Annotated in this window: 17 protein-coding genes; all 17 read left to right on the plus strand. The window is 32.4% G+C overall.

Annotated features, from left to right (window positions below; all coding sequences use genetic code 11):
• Window positions 1–4 precede the first annotated feature (4 nt).
• The 17 genes from JOD41_RS03495 to JOD41_RS03575 all read left to right on the plus strand — a co-directional run bounded on the left by JOD41_RS03495 (window position 5) and on the right by JOD41_RS03575 (window position 15,717).
• On the plus strand, window positions 5–1,684 hold the full coding sequence (locus JOD41_RS03495; protein ID WP_205051596.1) for a formate--tetrahydrofolate ligase: 1,680 nt from the start codon (window positions 5–7) through the stop codon (window positions 1,682–1,684).
• An 8-nt stretch (window positions 1,685–1,692) separates the two neighbouring features.
• On the plus strand, window positions 1,693–2,319 hold the full coding sequence (locus JOD41_RS03500) for a cyclodeaminase/cyclohydrolase family protein (protein ID WP_205051597.1): 627 nt from the start codon (window positions 1,693–1,695) through the stop codon (window positions 2,317–2,319).
• Entirely contained in the window at window positions 2,316–3,659 is a 1,344-nt protein-coding gene (glmL, locus tag JOD41_RS03505; RefSeq protein WP_205051598.1) for a methylaspartate mutase accessory protein GlmL, read from the plus strand. The genes JOD41_RS03500 and glmL overlap by 4 nt, the downstream gene beginning before the upstream one ends.
• Window positions 3,660–3,789: 130 nt before the next feature.
• Entirely contained in the window at window positions 3,790–5,484 is a 1,695-nt protein-coding gene (locus tag JOD41_RS03510; protein ID WP_205051599.1) for a DUF2207 domain-containing protein, read from the plus strand.
• A gap of 165 nt (window positions 5,485–5,649) precedes the next feature.
• Window positions 5,650–7,374 carry a catalase gene (locus JOD41_RS03515; protein WP_205051600.1) on the plus strand — a complete coding sequence of 575 codons (1,725 nt, stop codon included), beginning with the start codon at window positions 5,650–5,652 and terminating at the stop codon, window positions 7,372–7,374.
• 72 nt (window positions 7,375–7,446) lie between these two features.
• The gene (locus tag JOD41_RS03520) at window positions 7,447–8,430 is read left to right on the plus strand and encodes a radical SAM/SPASM domain-containing protein (RefSeq protein ID WP_205051601.1); all 984 of its coding nucleotides are present in this window, start codon (window positions 7,447–7,449) and stop codon (window positions 8,428–8,430) included.
• Window positions 8,431–8,958, plus strand: coding sequence for a hypothetical protein (locus tag JOD41_RS03525; protein WP_205051602.1), 528 nt, complete (start codon window positions 8,431–8,433; stop codon window positions 8,956–8,958). It begins immediately after the preceding gene.
• Window positions 8,955–9,428: a staygreen family protein gene (locus JOD41_RS03530; RefSeq protein WP_205051603.1), complete on the plus strand. Its 474-nt coding sequence runs from the start codon at window positions 8,955–8,957 to the stop codon at window positions 9,426–9,428. Before JOD41_RS03525 ends, JOD41_RS03530 begins: the two co-directional genes overlap by 4 nt.
• Window positions 9,429–9,571: 143 nt before the next feature.
• Window positions 9,572–10,060, plus strand: a complete 489-nt coding sequence (locus JOD41_RS03535; RefSeq protein ID WP_205051604.1) for an NUDIX domain-containing protein — start codon at window positions 9,572–9,574, stop codon at window positions 10,058–10,060.
• A gap of 36 nt (window positions 10,061–10,096) precedes the next feature.
• Complete coding sequence (cysS, locus tag JOD41_RS03540; RefSeq protein WP_205051605.1) at window positions 10,097–11,494, plus strand: cysteine--tRNA ligase; 1,398 nt, start codon at window positions 10,097–10,099, stop codon at window positions 11,492–11,494.
• Window positions 11,479–11,886 (plus strand): Mini-ribonuclease 3, encoded by a 408-nt coding sequence (locus tag JOD41_RS03545; RefSeq protein WP_205051606.1) that lies wholly within the window; start codon window positions 11,479–11,481, stop codon window positions 11,884–11,886. Before cysS ends, JOD41_RS03545 begins: the two co-directional genes overlap by 16 nt.
• Window positions 11,883–12,644 carry an FAD-dependent thymidylate synthase gene (gene thyX / locus JOD41_RS03550; RefSeq protein ID WP_205051607.1) on the plus strand — a complete coding sequence of 254 codons (762 nt, stop codon included), beginning with the start codon at window positions 11,883–11,885 and terminating at the stop codon, window positions 12,642–12,644. Before JOD41_RS03545 ends, thyX begins: the two co-directional genes overlap by 4 nt.
• Window positions 12,641–13,348: a 23S rRNA (guanosine(2251)-2'-O)-methyltransferase RlmB gene (rlmB, locus tag JOD41_RS03555; RefSeq protein ID WP_205051608.1), complete on the plus strand. Its 708-nt coding sequence runs from the start codon at window positions 12,641–12,643 to the stop codon at window positions 13,346–13,348. Before thyX ends, rlmB begins: the two co-directional genes overlap by 4 nt.
• Before the next feature lie 6 nt (window positions 13,349–13,354).
• Window positions 13,355–13,909 (plus strand): NYN domain-containing protein, encoded by a 555-nt coding sequence (locus JOD41_RS03560; protein WP_205051609.1) that lies wholly within the window; start codon window positions 13,355–13,357, stop codon window positions 13,907–13,909.
• Window positions 13,910–13,924: 15 nt separating this feature from the next.
• Complete coding sequence (locus JOD41_RS03565) at window positions 13,925–14,971, plus strand: zinc-ribbon domain-containing protein (protein ID WP_205051610.1); 1,047 nt, start codon at window positions 13,925–13,927, stop codon at window positions 14,969–14,971.
• A 270-nt stretch (window positions 14,972–15,241) separates the two neighbouring features.
• Window positions 15,242–15,472, plus strand: a complete 231-nt coding sequence (locus tag JOD41_RS03570; RefSeq protein ID WP_205051611.1) for a FeoA family protein — start codon at window positions 15,242–15,244, stop codon at window positions 15,470–15,472.
• A 2-nt stretch (window positions 15,473–15,474) separates the two neighbouring features.
• Window positions 15,475–15,717: a FeoA family protein gene (locus tag JOD41_RS03575; protein WP_019108501.1), complete on the plus strand. Its 243-nt coding sequence runs from the start codon at window positions 15,475–15,477 to the stop codon at window positions 15,715–15,717.

Genomic DNA, 15,717 nt, shown 5'->3' on the forward strand with positions numbered 1-15,717 from the left:
ATATATGGCATTTAAAACAGATATACAAATAGCAGACGAAGCTACAATGCTTCCTATTGAAGAAGTTGCTGCAAAGATTGGTCTTGAAAAAGATGATCTTGAAAACTACGGAAAATATAAAGCAAAAATTTCTTGGGATGCAATTAAAAAAATTGACGAAAAAAACGAATATGGAAAACTAATTTTAGTTTCTGCAATTTCACCTACACCAGCAGGTGAAGGTAAATCAACTGTTTCTATTGGACTTACTCAAGGTCTTAATAGAATTGGTAAAAAATCTGCAGTAGCACTTCGTGAACCATCTCTTGGACCAGTTTTTGGTGTTAAGGGTGGAGCTGCAGGTGGTGGATACTCACAAGTAGTTCCAATGGAAGATATCAATCTTCACTTTACTGGTGACCTTCACGCAATGACAGCTGCAAATAACCTTATTTCAGCTTGTATAGATAACCACATTCACCAAGGAAATGCTCTAAGAATTGACTGTAGACAAATTACTTGGAAGAGAGTTCTTGACATGAACGACAGATCTCTAAGAAATGTTGTTATTTCTCTTGGTAAAAAAGCTGATGGTTTCCCTAGAGAAGACCACTTCATGATTACTGTTGCATCAGAAATTATGGCTGTTCTATGTCTTTCTGAAAATATCGAAGACTTAAAAAATAGAATTGCTAGAATGATCATCGGATATAATCTTGATGGAGAACCTGTTACAGTTGCCGATCTTGAAATCCAAGGCGCAGTTGCTATGCTTCTTAAAGATGCACTTAAACCAAATATGGTACAAACACTTGAAAATACACCAGCATTTATTCACGGTGGACCTTTCGCAAACATTGCTCATGGATGTAACTCAATTTTAGCTACAAAACTTGCACTAAACACTAGCGATTACGCTGTTACAGAAGCAGGTTTCGGTGCTGACCTTGGTGCAGAAAAATTCATGGACATTAAATGTAGAATGGCTGGTCTATCTCCAGATGCAGTAGTAATTGTTGCTACAATTAAAGCTCTTAAAATGCACGGTGGAGTAGATAAAAAAGAATTAAAGACTGAAAATGTTGAAGCTCTTGAAAAGGGATTTGCTAACTTAAGACGTCACGTTGAAAACATCAAAAAATTCGGTGTTCCAGCTATTATTGCTATCAACAGATTTGCTGACGATACTGAAGCTGAAATTGCTAAATTAGAAGAACTTTGCAAAGAACTTGGAGTAAGAATTTCTCTTTGTGAATGTTTCGCAAAGGGTGGCGAAGGTGCTGAAGATTTAGCTAAACAAGTTGTTGAATTAATTGATGAAGATTCAGCTAACTTCAAACCTCTATATGATGAAAATGACAGCATTACTGATAAAGTAAACACTATCGTTACTGAAATTTACAGAGGTAGACAAGCTAAATTTACTACAGCTGCTAAAAAACAAGTTAAAAAACTTGAAGAACTTGGACTTGACAAACTTCCTATCTGTGTTGCAAAAACACAATTCTCATTTACAGATGACAAGAATATAATGGGAGCACCTACTGACTTTGACATTGAAATTCAAGATGTAAGAGTTTCAGCAGGAGCAGGATTTATAGTTGTTCAAACTTCTAACATCATGGTTATGCCAGGACTTCCAAAAGTACCAGCTGCTAACAAGATGGACATTGATAATGACGGAGTTATTACTGGATTATTCTAGGAGGAAAAATGCTTAAAGATTTAACTATAGTAGAATTCGCTGACGAAACTGCTTCAAATTCACCAGCACCAGGAGGTGGATCCATTGCTGCACTTAATGCATCAATGGCAGCTTCACTTCTTGCAATGGTTGCAGGTTTAACTATTGGAAAGAAAAAATATATGGATGTTTCTGATAGAATGGAAGAAATTCAAGCTGAATTATTAAAATATAAAGACGAATTTGTTAATGGAATTGACAAAGATGCAAACTCTTTTAACGGAGTTATGGATGCTATGAAACTTCCAAAGGAAACTGAAGAAGAAAAAGCTAAAAGATCTGAAAAGATTCAAGAAGGATATAGAAATGCAATTGAAGTACCTCTAGGACTTGGAACTAAAGTCACAGAACTTTATGACTTTGCAAGAGAACTTGCTGAAAAGGGAAATTCAAATGCAATCACTGATGTTGCAGTAGCTCTATTAAATATTGAAGCTGCAGTTCACGGTGCCTTCTTAAATGTAATCATTAACTTAAACTCACTTAAAGATCAAGACTATAGACATGAACTTGAAGATAAAATGGCTGCTACAAGAAAAATTGTAGAAAAAAATCACGCTGAAATCATGAAAGTTGTAGATGAAAAATTAGCATGATTTATCTTTTAGTCGATGTTGGATCAACTTATACTAAACTTAATTTAGTGGATACTGACAAAAATGAAATTCTTGGCAGTGCATCAAGCTACACTACTGTAGAAACTGATGTTAGAGAAGGCTTTAATAATGCCTATAAAAAATTAAGGGAAGTTACTGATGTCAAATATGATAAAGTTTTAGGTTGTTCTTCAGCATCAGGAGGACTAAAAGTTGTAGCAATAGGTTTTTCAAAAAATCTTACAACAGATGCAGCAAGGCTTGCATCACTATCATCTGGTGCCAGAATTTTAAGAGTATATTCCTATGAACTTACTGATGAGAATGTAGAAGAAATTAATAATTCTGGTGCCGATATTATAGTTTTATGTGGTGGGACTGATTATGGCAACAGAGATAATATTATCTTCAATGCAAAAAAACTTGCAGAGGGTAAGCTTAAAACTCCTGTTGTTGTGGCTGGAAATATTGACACACATGAAGAAATAAGAAAAATTTTTGAAAAAAATAATATTTCTTGTGACTTTACAGAAAATGTCATGCCTACTACTAACACGATAAATTACAAACCACTTAGGAAGACAATCGGAGATCTTTTTATAAGGACAATTGCTCACGCTAAGGGAATTGATTTATTAAGTAAGGATTTTGAAATTCTTTTGCCAACACCAGTTTCAGTTCAAAAAGCAATGTCAGTTTACGCAAAACATCTAGGTAAAGTTATTTTATCTGTGGATATTGGTGGAGCGACTACAGACATTCACTCAATTGGCAAAACTTATTATGGAGAAGAAAATGTAATTTCGCCTCCAATTGATGAGCCTTTTGAAAAAAGAACTGTGGAAGGTGACATGGGTATGAGGTATTCAGCCACTGCTCTTTATGAGTCAGTAGGTGAAGAGCCCTTCCAAAAATTTGGCATAAATGATGCAAAAGAGAAGACGGAATATCGTTTTAATCACACAAACTATATTCCAGACAATGACAAAGATTTATTCTTTGACAATGTCCTTTGCTATATTGCTACTCACACTTCACTTATGAGACATATTGGTCACATAAAAAAAATTAAAACTCCTACTAGGACGATTTACGAGCAATACGGAAAAGATTTGAGACCGGCGGAAATGTTTATTGGAACTGGTGGATCGCTTATTAATTCTAATGAGCCGAAAAAAATTCTTCAAGCAATAGAGGATTTAGACGATAAATATCTAATTAATAAGAAGATAAAATATTATTTAGATAAAAATTATATTTTATCTTCAGCTGGACTAATTTCTACCGTAGATGAAGAAGCTTCCTACAAATTATTAAATAAATATTTAAAAGAAATATAAATTTTTTAAGAAGTTGTCAATGTGACAGCTTCTTTTTTTCTTTTAAATATTTTAAATTATGAGATTTTACTTAAAAATACTTTTTTGGAATAATTATTTTGGGTATAAAAAATTCATAAAGGAGGAAATCATGAAATTTAGAAAAATTTTTACTTTGACCATCTTACTATTACTAATGCCAGCCTTTGTATTTGCAGAAGATTTTAAGGAAATTAATATTGATGTAAATATCGATAAAAATGGCATAGGAGAAGTAAAAGAAGTTTGGAAAATCAATGAAGACAATAAAGATTATACTGAAAGATATAAACTTATAAATAATTTACAGGGAATTAAAATTGAAGATTTTTCTGTAAATTCTCTTGGAAAAGATTTTACTGAGTTAAGTCCTTGGAATATTGACGCAAGCGTTGAGGACAAGGCATATCATTATGGAAGAATCGATAGAGAAGACGAAGTTGAACTTACTTGGGGGATTAGTGAATTTAGTGACAATACATATAATTTAAGCTATAAAATTAATCCTGTAATTGTTGGACTTAATGACAGCGATATGTTATTTTTTAAATTTGTTGGAGAAAATTTTGATCCAAAACCTAAAAAAGTTGAGATAAGGATAAAGGGCTATGAGCCCTTTAAAGATGTTAAAATGTGGGGTTTTGGTATGGAAGGTGAAATTCATAACGTGGATGGAGAAATTCAAATGACTTCATCAGCTTATGTGGATTATGCAACTGTAATGCTAAAATTCCCAAAGGGATACTTTAACACAGCTTATAAAATTGATAAAGACTTTAATGATTATGCAACACTTGCAGCAGAAGGTTCTCATTGGGAAAATAGAGAAGGCGAAGCTTATCAAAAACCAATGTCAACACTAGAAAAATCAGCTTTATCTGGGATTTTTCTTGCTGTTCTAGCTGTAATATATTTTGTGGCTCGTTTAATTACTCTTGGTTTTAGCAAAAAAAGAATTGAAAATAAAAAGGAACTTGCCACTATAAAAGATTTAAAGGGGGAATATTACAAGGATTTACCTTACCAGGGTCCTCTTGAAGATTTGGCATTTTTCATAAGCCAGGCTTATTTAGTTGATAGTAATTTAGTTGGAAATTATATCAATTCCTTTATTTTAAAGTGGAGTCTTAATGGTAATATAGAATTTATTGAAGAAGGCAGTGGCTTTTCTAAAAATAAAATAAAAATTATTTCTGAGCCAAAGAATATGGGACCTCTTGAAGAAGAACTATTTCAAATGATTTCTTCTGCCAATAAAGAAAATAATGCTGAATATATTACAGCAAAGGACTTCAAAAAATATGTAAGAGACCACAAAAGTGAAATGACAAATTATTATGATGAATTTGAAGATCATTCTATTGAGGCTTTAAAGGAAAAGGGATATTTGGAAAATTACACTTATGAAAAAAGATTTTTATTCTCAAAGAAAAGAGGAACTGAGCTTAGGGTCACAGAAAAGGGCAAGGAGCTATACGAAAATCTAATAAAGTTTAAAAATTATATAAGGGACTATTTAGATTTAGTTACTGATGAAGTTGACTTTAATAAGTGGCAGGACTTTTTAATATATTCATCAATATTTTTCTTGGACCAAGATTTTGTAAAGGGAGCAGAAAATTATCCAGCTTATGTAAATAATTATTTCTTATATCACAATTTTTATCTTGCTTCTAACGGTTTTTCAAAAAACATCAATAAATCCTATCAAAGTGGAACTGGTTTTCAAAGTGCAAACTTTGGTGGAGCCACTTCCCTTGGAGGTGGAGGCGGATCCTTCGGCGGAGGCGGCGGAGGTGGTCGCTAAAAGAAAATCAAACTCTTTACTGTAAAAAATTTTGCAGTGAAGAGTTTTTTTGTACTGAAAAAATTTTTATAAATTTAATTTTTTACAACTTGTGTAGACTATTGATAAAAGGGTAAAGAGTAAATATGTTAAAACAATGTTTTATTATAATTTAGGAGGTAGAAAATGGCTGACGATAAAAAGAAAATGGACCCTACTGAAAAAAATAAGGCAGGAGACCCAATTCCTAGTAGAAATCAAAATGTAGATGATGACCCTACTCTTAGAAGAGCTGGTGGACAAGTAGTTGACAATGACGAAGATTCCATGACAGCAGGCATGAATGGTCACCTCTCTGTTCAAGATTTGTGGCTTTTCGAAAAACAAGCCCATTTTAACAGAGAAGTTATACCTGAAAGAAGAATGCACGCTAAAGGTTGGGGTGCCTGGGGCGAATTTACTGTAACTCACGACATCACAAAATATACTAAGGCAAAAATATTTTCTAAAGTTGGCAACAAGTGCAAAGTATTTTCAAGAATGTCAACTGTTGCCGGTGAAAGAGGAGCAGCTGATGCCGAACGTGATATCCGTGGCTTTGCTGTAAGATTTTATACAGAAGATGGCAACTGGGATGTTGTTGGAAACAATACTCCTGTATTCTTCTTTAGAGACCCAATGAAGTTTATAGATTTAAACCACGCAGTTAAGAGAGACCCAAAGTCACATTTAAGAAGTCCTAACACAAACTTCGACTACTGGTCATCTCTACCTGAATCACTACTTCAAACTACAATTATAAATAGTGATAGAGGGATTCCTTCTTCCTTTAGATATATGCACGGATTTGGCTCACACACTTACTCCATGTATAACGAAGAAGGCACAAGAGTTTGGGTTAAGTTCCACTTTAGGAGCCAACAAGGCATTCTAAACTACACTGACCAAGAAGCTGAAAAGGTAAATGGCATGGACAGGGAATCTTCTGGCCGTGATTTATACGAAGCAATTGAAAATGGAAATTATCCAAAGTGGAAGATGTATATACAAGTTATGACTGAAGAAGAAGCTGAAAATCATCCAACAAATCCTTTTGACTTGACTAAAATGTGGTTAAAGAAAGATTATCCACTTATTCCAGTTGGCGAATATGTCCTAAATAAATATCCTGACAATTTCTTCCAAGATGTTGAGCAAGCTGCCTTTTCTCCTGCAAATATTGTGCCAGGAATTGCACTTTCTCCAGATAGGGTTCTTCAAGCAAGGGCATTTTTCTATTCTGATGCACAAAGGTATAGACTTGGCGTAAACCATCACCAAATTCCTGTAAACTCACCACTTGGTGTAGATCATCCTCACGACTATCACAGAGATGGTCAAATGAGAGTTGATGGAAATAAGGGTGCAGAACTTCACTACAGACCAAATTCTTACGGTGGCTGGCAAGATCATCCAGACTTAGAAATTCCTCACGATAAAGGTGGAGAAACTAAGAGGTATGATTATAGAGCAGATGATAATGACTACTTCACTCAACCAGGCATGCTTTTCAACAGAATGACTGATGAACAAAAATTAGTTTTATTTGAAAACACTGCAAGAAATATGGGCGACTCAACTATGCAAATTAAGCACAGATATATTAGAAATTGTTATGCAGCTGACCCAGAGTACGGCAAGGGAGTTGCAAAGGCTCTTGGCATTGATATTGATAGTGTTGATTTAGAAATGAAGGCACCAAAATCTCGTGAGGAATGGGAAAAATTAAATGCAAGAGATGCCGATCTAAATTATCCAACAAAACCTGCAGAACCAGAATCTGCAAAGGACCTTCCTCCAGAAGGAAGAGATACAAATGCCAAAGACCCAAAATCATTAATTGCTTGGGAAGATGACCCATATCTACTTTGATAAGAAAATAAATTAAATAATATTGGAATTGCCTCTTTTATGAGGCAATTTCTTTAGGAGGTTATAGAACAAATGAAAATTGTATCCTATAATGTTACAAAAAAATGCAACCTCTACTGTGAACACTGCTATAGAAATTCTAAAGAAGATGTGGACTTGTCAAATGAGTTATCTACTGAAGAGGCAAAGGAAGTCTTTAGGGATATAAAAAAAGCTGGATTTAACATGCTTAAATTAAGCGGTGGAGAACCTCTAATGAGAGAGGATATTTTTGAACTTGCAGAATTTGCTTCTAGTCTTGGGCTTTATACTTGTCTTGGAACTAATGGAACTCTCATAGATGAAGACAATATTGGGCTTATAAAAAAACATATAAGATCAGTTGCTATTTCCATAGATTCAAGGGACAAAAATATTCACGATTCCTTTAGAGGATATGAGGGAGCCTTTGATGAAACCATGAGGGGCATAGAGATTTTAAAGAAAAATGACGTAAAGTTTCAGATTAACACCACTATCTCTAAAATTAATTTAAAGGAAATAGAAAGTCTTTTGGACTTTGCAAGTGACTTAGGAGCATCTTCAGTCCATGTTTTATTCTTGGTAATGACTGGCAGAGGAAAAAACTTAGGAAATGTCTACCTTACAAAGGAAGAATATACAGAAGCTATTAAAAAAGTTTTGGAGTATGAGTCAGATTTATTTATAAAGCCAACTTGTGCACCCCAATCAACTGTCTTGGCTAAAAAATTAAATTTAGACCCAAGAGTGAAAAAGTCGTGTATTGCAGGTACAAGTTATTGTAGCCTAGTATATGATGGCAGGGTAAATATCTGTCCCTATGCAGAAGTAGAGGCCGGCAATATAAAAGATGATTCTTTTTATAATATTTGGAATAATAGTGAGGTTTTCCAAAAACTAAGGGATCCTTCATCATATAAGGGAAAGTGTAGAACTTGTAATTTTAATAATATTTGCGGTGGATGTAGGGCCAGGGCCTTTGCAAATACTGGAGATTATTTAGAATTTGATAATTATTGTGTTTTAGGTGATTAGATGAAAAAATTTAGAGTGAAAGATTGGGTTTTAATGGGCCTTTCTCTGGCCATGATGATTGTTGTTGGTAAAATTCTTTATACAATATCCTTGAGTTTACCAATACCATCATCAAGAGTGCTTATGACAGCACCAGCCTTTGCTTTTATATATACAGCAACAATTTTAAAAACTAGAAAAATTGGGACAGTATCCTTAATTTCCTTATGCTATGCAATTTATATGCTTAGGTTTTCTGTTTTTGGGGCCTTGGCTGGACTAGCGAGCGGAGTCTTAAGTGATATTTTAACCTTAATAGTCTTTAAAAATTATAATAAGGACAGAAATATATACTATTCAGTACCAACAAAAAGTGCTTTTGGCGTGTGGACTTCTTTTTTCATAGTAAAAATGTTTGTACCAAATTCTAGATTTGTCCAAGCAGGAATTATTCCAACTCTTATAGTCACAGTTATAATATATTTAATTGGATACCTTGCTTCTAGATATACTTTACAAGTTTTTTCAAAGAGGATTGTTAAGGCATGAAGAATTTAAATATTATAGAAAAATATTGTGTAAGAGATTTAGAATTAAAGGATAGAAAATACATACTTTCTCATGATGATGAAACAGGAGAACTTTTTGTTGACATAGTAGAAAGTCTAGATGACTTTAAAATGGGTGAAGAAAAGGATGAAGTTTTTGGTTACTGGGAAGATGAATATTTTGTATTTCAATGTTTTCTAGACAATGATAATTCAAAATTTTCCACAAAGGCAAGATTTATAATATTTAAAGAACACTTACAAAACTCTCTTCTTGCAATTGTACAAGCTGAAAGAAAATTAAAATTTTCTGATACAGATATTTTTGTAAAGGAAATTTATAAATCGAAAGATGAAAAATTTAATATAAGACTTGTAGAAAAAACCCTAAGAGATTATGTATACAAAGAAGATGGATCCTTTGTGGAATATAGAAGAGGCTTTGATTATAAATCTTTAAAAAATATTTAAGATTAAGTGGAGTTTAAAATTCCACTTTTTTTATTTTTAAAAGTTTATTCTCCATAATAAAGAGTATATTTTACTTAAATAAAGTACTCTTAATCTTTAAAAAACTTGATAAATGGTGTAAAATAACTATAAGGAGTTTTGTCGTGGAATATTGGGATGTTTATGATAAAAAAGGAAAATGGAAAAGACGCGTCATTAAAAAGGGTGAGCGTCTAAAAAATAATGAATACCATATTATTGTTGAAGGATGGATTTTGCGAGATGATGGAAATTTTATCATCCAAAGAAGAGCTCTCGATAAAAAATCTTTTTCTGGAATGTGGTATTGTTCCGCTGGTGGATCTGTTATTTCTAGAGAAACGCCAAAGGAAGGCATGGTTCGTGAGTTCAAGGAAGAACTTGGAATTGACATTAGTGAAGATGAACTTAGTTTAAAGAGAATCATCACTGAGAGAAATACAATTTTTTATATTTATTTAGTCCGTAAAAATATTTCCCTTGATGAAATAACTTTGCAAGAGGAAGAAGTTATGGATGTTGATCTTGCAGACCCAAGTAAGATTAAGAAAATGGTTGAAGACAAAACTTTTATAGGACTTGATTACTACGAAAAATTTTTTAAAGGTATATAATCGTCTCACGAGAGGCGTTTTTTTATAGGAGGATTTATGAAATTATACAATACTCTAAGTAGAACAAAGGAAGATTTTGTACCAATTAAAGAGGGAGAAGTTGGAATTTATAATTGTGGTCCAACTGTATATAACTTTATCCATGTTGGTAATGCCAGACCTCTTGTTGTATTTGACACACTAAGAAGATATTTTGAATACAAGGGAATGAAGGTAAAGTTTGTTGTAAACTTCACTGACATTGATGACAAGATGATAAATAAGGCAAATGAGGAAGGCGTAAAGGTTTCTGATATTGCTGAAAGATATATTAAAGAATTTAAAAAAGATGCAAATGGTCTTCACCTTTACGATTATGAAACTTTAAACCCTAGAGCAACAGAGCATATTAATGAAATTATTTCCTTTGTTAAGACTTTAATAGATAAGGGCGCTGCCTATGTATCTAATGGAGATGTTTATTTTGATATAAGTCATGCCAAGGACTATGGAAAACTTTCAAAGAAAAATATTGAAGATTTAATTTCTGGTCACAGAGTTGACATAAACGACAACAAAAAAAATCCAAGTGACTTTGCTCTTTGGAAAAATAAAAAAGAAGGGGAACCTTTCTGGAAAGCTCCTTGGGGAGAAGGAAGACCTGGTTGGCACATTGAATGTTCAGTTATGGCAAAGACCTTAATTGGCGATAATATTGACATTCACACTGGTGGAGAAGATTTACAATTTCCTCATCACGAAAATGAAATTGCTCAATCAGAAACTTGCAACGGAGTTCCCTTTGCAAATTATTGGCTACACAACGGCATGATAACTGTTGATAATGAAAAAATGTCAAAATCTAAGGGCAACTTTTTTACAGTAAGAGAAATTGCAGAGGAATTTGACCTTGAGGTTTTGAGATTTTTCCTTTTGACAACTCAATACCGTTCACCAATTAATTTTTCAAGAGAAGTAATGGAACAAACAAAAAATTCCAGCAAGAGACTTTACAATGCTAAATATAAACTTGAAGATGCAATAGAAAAGTCCACTGTAGAAAAAATTACTGATGAAGAAGAAAAATTATTTAAATCCTTTGACAAACACATTGAAAAATTTGAAAGTGCCATGGATGATGATTTAAATACAGCTGATGCAATTACTGCAATTTTTGATTTAGTAAAGGACATAAACTTAAATCTTGATGAAAATAATTCTAAGGAAATGTTAGAAAAGACTTTAGAACTTTTGAAGAAACTAACAAGAGTTCTTGGCATCATGGAAGGCGAAAGAGAAGAAATTTCTGAAGACATAGAAGGTCTTATTAAAGAGAGAAATGATGCTAGAAAGAATAAGGACTTTGCTAGGGCTGATGAAATTAGAGACAAGCTAAAGGAAATGGGCATTGAAATAGAAGATACGAGAAGTGGGACAACTTGGAAGAGAATTTAAATTTTTTAGAAGTTAAAAATTATAGCGAAGCAGAAGTTAGAGAATTTAGTCCTCTAGCCCTTGCCTATATTGGCGATGCTTGTTTTGAAATTTTAGTTAGAAGTGAAATTTTAGATGTTAGAAAAAATCCCAATAAACTTCACAGAGAAAGTATTAGATTTGTCCGCGCAAAATCACAGAGAGAACTTTTTGAAAAAATAGAAGAAAATTTAACAGATGAAGAAATAAAAATTTTTAAAAGAGGAAGAAATGCCAAGTCACATACAGTACCTAAAAATGCTGATCCCATTGATTATAGAATTGCAACAGGACTGGAGGCACTTTTCGGCTATCTTTATCTTTTGAAAAGGTATAATAGAATTAGAGAAATATTTAAGGAGATGATAGGATGAAGGTAAAAATTATTTCACACACAATGGATCCAGATAAAACCATTGCTGCAGCAGCAAAACTTTGCTATTCAAGAGTTGGTGTTGAAGAAATTACAGAGAATTTGACTGAAGAATCAACAGAAAAGTTTTTAAATAGACTTATGTCATTTTCCCACCTTTCACCACTTGAACATGTAAGTTTTACCTTTGCAATTGAAGGTGTTTCTAGGACACTTACTCATCAACTTGTAAGACACAGAATTGCATCTTATTCCCAACAATCACAAAGATATGTAAAGCTTGATAGCTTTGAATATATTATTCCACCTCAAATCGAAAAAAATGAGGAAGCTAAGAAAATTTTCCTTGAAGCAATGAAAAGAGATCAAGAAGATTATGACAAATTAGTAGAAATTCTTGTAAAGGAAAATGCAAGACCCTTAATTGAAAAGGGAATGGATGAAGAAAAGGCAAAAAAATCTGTGGAAAAAATGTCTATAGAAGATGCAAGATATATCTTTCCCAATGCCTGCGAGACAAAAATTGTTGTTACAATGAATGTTAGAACTCTTAGACACTTCTTCACAGTGAGATGCTGTGAAAGGGCTCAATGGGAAATAAGAGAACTTGCAACTGAAATGTTAAGAGAAGTAAAAGAAGTTGCTCCACTTTTATTTAAAGACCAGGGACCAGCATGCGTGACTGGACCATGCCCAGAAGGAAAAATGACTTGTGGCAAGGCAGCAGAAATTAGAGAGAAGTTTAAGAATTTAAAATGAAATATATTTACGGAAGAGGTCCAGTTATTGAGGCCCTAAAAAATGAAGAAGTAGAAAAAATTTATGTGGGTAAAAATGCCACTGGTTCAATAAAAAAGATCCTTGGCATGGCAAGAGATTTAAAAGTTCAAACAGTAACTAGCGACAATGAAAAATTGGAAGAACTTGCTGGCACAAAAAATCACCAAGCTGTTGTGGCTCTTGTAAGTGATTTTCAGTATATTGAGCTAGATGATCTTATCAATAAATTAAGAGACAAAGAAAATGCAAAAATTTTTATCTTAGATAAAATTGAAGATCCCCACAATTTTGGTGCTATAGCAAGAAGTTCAAACTTTTTTGGCGTTGATGGGATTATTTTTCCCAATAGAAGGGCATCAACAGTTAATGACACAGTAGTAAAATCTTCTGCTGGTGCAATTTATGATATTGATGTTTCAAAGGTTACAAATATTTCTCAAGCAATGGAAAAATTAAAGGAAGCAGGATTTTGGATTTACGCAACAGACCTTGAAGGTGAAGACATAAGAAAATGTGATTTTTCTGGAAAAGTTGCCATAGTTATTGGCAATGAAGGCAAGGGAGTTTCCAAAAATGTTTTGAAAAACTCTGATAAAATAATCACTATTCCAAATTTTTCTGATTTTGACTCTTTAAATGCATCAGTTGCAGCTGCAATTGTTATGTATGAAATTTTTAGATAGAATAAAATGAGAAGAAGCTTTAGCAGATACAAAAGAGATGTGTCTTATCTCTTTGTAGATGGATATAATATTATAAATTCTTGGCAAAATTTAATAGATTTAAAAAATATTTCCCTTGAAGAAGCTAGAAATGAATTAATAGATGAAATGATTGAATTTTCTCACAGTACAAAGGAGCACATAATACTTGTTTTTGATGCCTACTTAGTGAAAAAATCTGGTGGTAAGAATTATAAGAGAGATGGAATAGATATAATTTTTACCAAAGAGTTTGAGACAGCAGACCACTATATTGAGAGGCAACTTGACGAAATCGGAAAACTTACCAATGTTCGAGTGGCTACAAGTGACAATGTTGAGCAGCAAATTATTTTATCACGTGGTGGCACGAGAATTTCTGCAAGAGAACTTGAAGCTGAAGTTTTAAATTCAAAAAATAAAGTTTTTCATGTTGCAAAAAAGCTAAAAGAAGAGAAAGTTACAGCCCTTGATGAAGAAATTATTCATAAATTAAGAAAGCTTAAAGTAGATATTTCAAGAAAAAATAAAAATAAAAAATAGTTAGGAGGCTTAAAAATGAAATGTAAAAATTGCGGGAAAGACAATGCTGACAATGCAGTATTTTGTATGGAATGTGGGCATGATATGAGAGAAGATATGGATTTTTCTAAAACTCAAAAAATAGATAGAGATTTTTATTATGAAGATGAAAAAGAATCCAGAAAGAATAATTATTATGATGACCAAGATGAAGAAACAATAGTAAAAAATAACTCCTTTAAAGATGATTCTATGGGAACTAAACAAAAGGGGCTTATATTTGGAGTAGTAGTAATTGGACTAATTGTTTTCTCTCTTTTATTTAATTTTGGATTTGGAAAATATAAAATGACAAAATTAGAAAATTCTGCAAAGGCAAATTTAGAAGCCAAAAACTATAAAGAGGCTAGGGAAAAATACAGTGAGCTTTACGAAAAAAGTGATGATAAAAAATACTTAGAAGCAATTAATAAGATAGACAAGAATATTGAAGCTAAGGAAACTTTAAATAAGGCAAATCAAAAATTTGAAGGAAGAGATTATGAATCTTCACTTGCTTTTTTGAAAGATATGGAAAGTGATGATGAGGAATTAAAGGACAAAAAAGATGCCCTCTTAGAAAAAAATTATTCTGCAATTAAGTCTGAAATAACACAATTAGTTGGAAACAATAATTTTGTTGGTGCTATTAATAGGCTAAATTCTTATATAAGTGTAGATCCTGAAAATAATGACTTTAAAAAATTGTTAGAAGATGTAAATGCTCAAAAAACATCCTTTGAAAAAAAGGCACAAGAAGAAAGTGAAGCGTCAAAGGAAAAAGCAAGAGCAGATGAATTGGAAGCACAAATTGCAAAATTAAAAAATGCAGAAGCATCAAATTTAATTGGTACTTATCAATTTGTAACTTCAAGTAGAGCAAATGTAAGAAGTGGACCAGGATTTTCTTATGGAGTTGAGTTTAGTCTTTATAAGGGCGATCCAGTTTATGTATATGACACTAGAAGAGCTGATGGAAGAACTTGGTGTAATATAGGAAATGGTTGGATTAGTTATAGAACACTTAATGGTGAAAGTAAATAAATATTTTAAGACAGCTTTTAGGCTGTCTTTTTTTGTTTAGAACTTATTATATTTAAAATTACTTTAACGAAATAAAAATTTTCTAAAAATCGAAGAGTTAAAAATATTATATCTATGAAAAAATTTCATAATTTTTTTAATAAAATTAATTTAAAAATATTATCAGATTTATTTTATTTTTCAATTAGCTGTGTTATAATTGTTTAAGAAATTGATAATCAAATTCAAATATAAAAAAAATTATTTCTTATTAAATAAGTAGGTGTAAAGATGCTTAGTTTGATAATGGCGCCATTAAATATAAATTTTAAAATTTTAAAAGTTAAAAGTTTAAAAAATAGTAGCGTCACTGAATCTCACCTTGCAAATCTTGGATTTGTTAAGGGTGCGATTATAAAAGTTGTAAACGAGAACGATGGTAATTTAATTGTTTCTATTAAAGATGCAAGAGTTGCTATAGGCAAAGACATTGCAAAGAAAATTTTAGTAGAGGAGATGTAAATTTGCAAACATTAAGAGATGCAATTGTTGGTAGATATTATATTGTTAAAAAAATTAATGGTTCAGGTCCTTTAAAGAGAAGAATAATGGACATGGGAATCACAAAAAATGCTGAGATATACATAAGAAAGGTGGCACCTCTAGGGGACCCCGTACAAATTAACATTAGAAATTATGAGCTTAGCATAAGAAAAGCTGATGCTGAGCTCATTTCCATTGAAGAGATAGAAAAGAAGGAGGACTAA

Origin of the sequence: Peptoniphilus gorbachii (assembly GCF_016908115.1) — a bacterium.
Classification (GTDB): Bacteria; Bacillota; Clostridia; order Tissierellales; family Peptoniphilaceae; genus Peptoniphilus_A; species Peptoniphilus_A gorbachii.

What these genes read in the sequence shown, in the direction of transcription:
- JOD41_RS03495 (WP_205051596.1), top strand. Translation starts at nt 5, where the DNA reads ATGGCATTTAAAACAGATATACAAATAGCAGACGAAGCTACAATGCTT.
- JOD41_RS03510 (WP_205051599.1), top strand. Translation starts at nt 3,790, where the DNA reads ATGAAATTTAGAAAAATTTTTACTTTGACCATCTTACTATTACTAATG.
- JOD41_RS03525 (WP_205051602.1), top strand. Translation starts at nt 8,431, where the DNA reads ATGAAAAAATTTAGAGTGAAAGATTGGGTTTTAATGGGCCTTTCTCTG.
- JOD41_RS03500 (WP_205051597.1), top strand. Translation starts at nt 1,693, where the DNA reads ATGCTTAAAGATTTAACTATAGTAGAATTCGCTGACGAAACTGCTTCA.
- thyX (WP_205051607.1), top strand. Translation starts at nt 11,883, where the DNA reads ATGAAGGTAAAAATTATTTCACACACAATGGATCCAGATAAAACCATT.
- rlmB (WP_205051608.1), top strand. Translation starts at nt 12,641, where the DNA reads ATGAAATATATTTACGGAAGAGGTCCAGTTATTGAGGCCCTAAAAAAT.
- JOD41_RS03560 (WP_205051609.1), top strand. Translation starts at nt 13,355, where the DNA reads ATGAGAAGAAGCTTTAGCAGATACAAAAGAGATGTGTCTTATCTCTTT.
- glmL (WP_205051598.1), top strand. Translation starts at nt 2,316, where the DNA reads ATGATTTATCTTTTAGTCGATGTTGGATCAACTTATACTAAACTTAAT.
- JOD41_RS03520 (WP_205051601.1), top strand. Translation starts at nt 7,447, where the DNA reads ATGAAAATTGTATCCTATAATGTTACAAAAAAATGCAACCTCTACTGT.
- JOD41_RS03565 (WP_205051610.1), top strand. Translation starts at nt 13,925, where the DNA reads ATGAAATGTAAAAATTGCGGGAAAGACAATGCTGACAATGCAGTATTT.
- JOD41_RS03515 (WP_205051600.1), top strand. Translation starts at nt 5,650, where the DNA reads ATGGCTGACGATAAAAAGAAAATGGACCCTACTGAAAAAAATAAGGCA.
- JOD41_RS03530 (WP_205051603.1), top strand. Translation starts at nt 8,955, where the DNA reads ATGAAGAATTTAAATATTATAGAAAAATATTGTGTAAGAGATTTAGAA.
- JOD41_RS03570 (WP_205051611.1), top strand. Translation starts at nt 15,242, where the DNA reads ATGCTTAGTTTGATAATGGCGCCATTAAATATAAATTTTAAAATTTTA.
- cysS (WP_205051605.1), top strand. Translation starts at nt 10,097, where the DNA reads ATGAAATTATACAATACTCTAAGTAGAACAAAGGAAGATTTTGTACCA.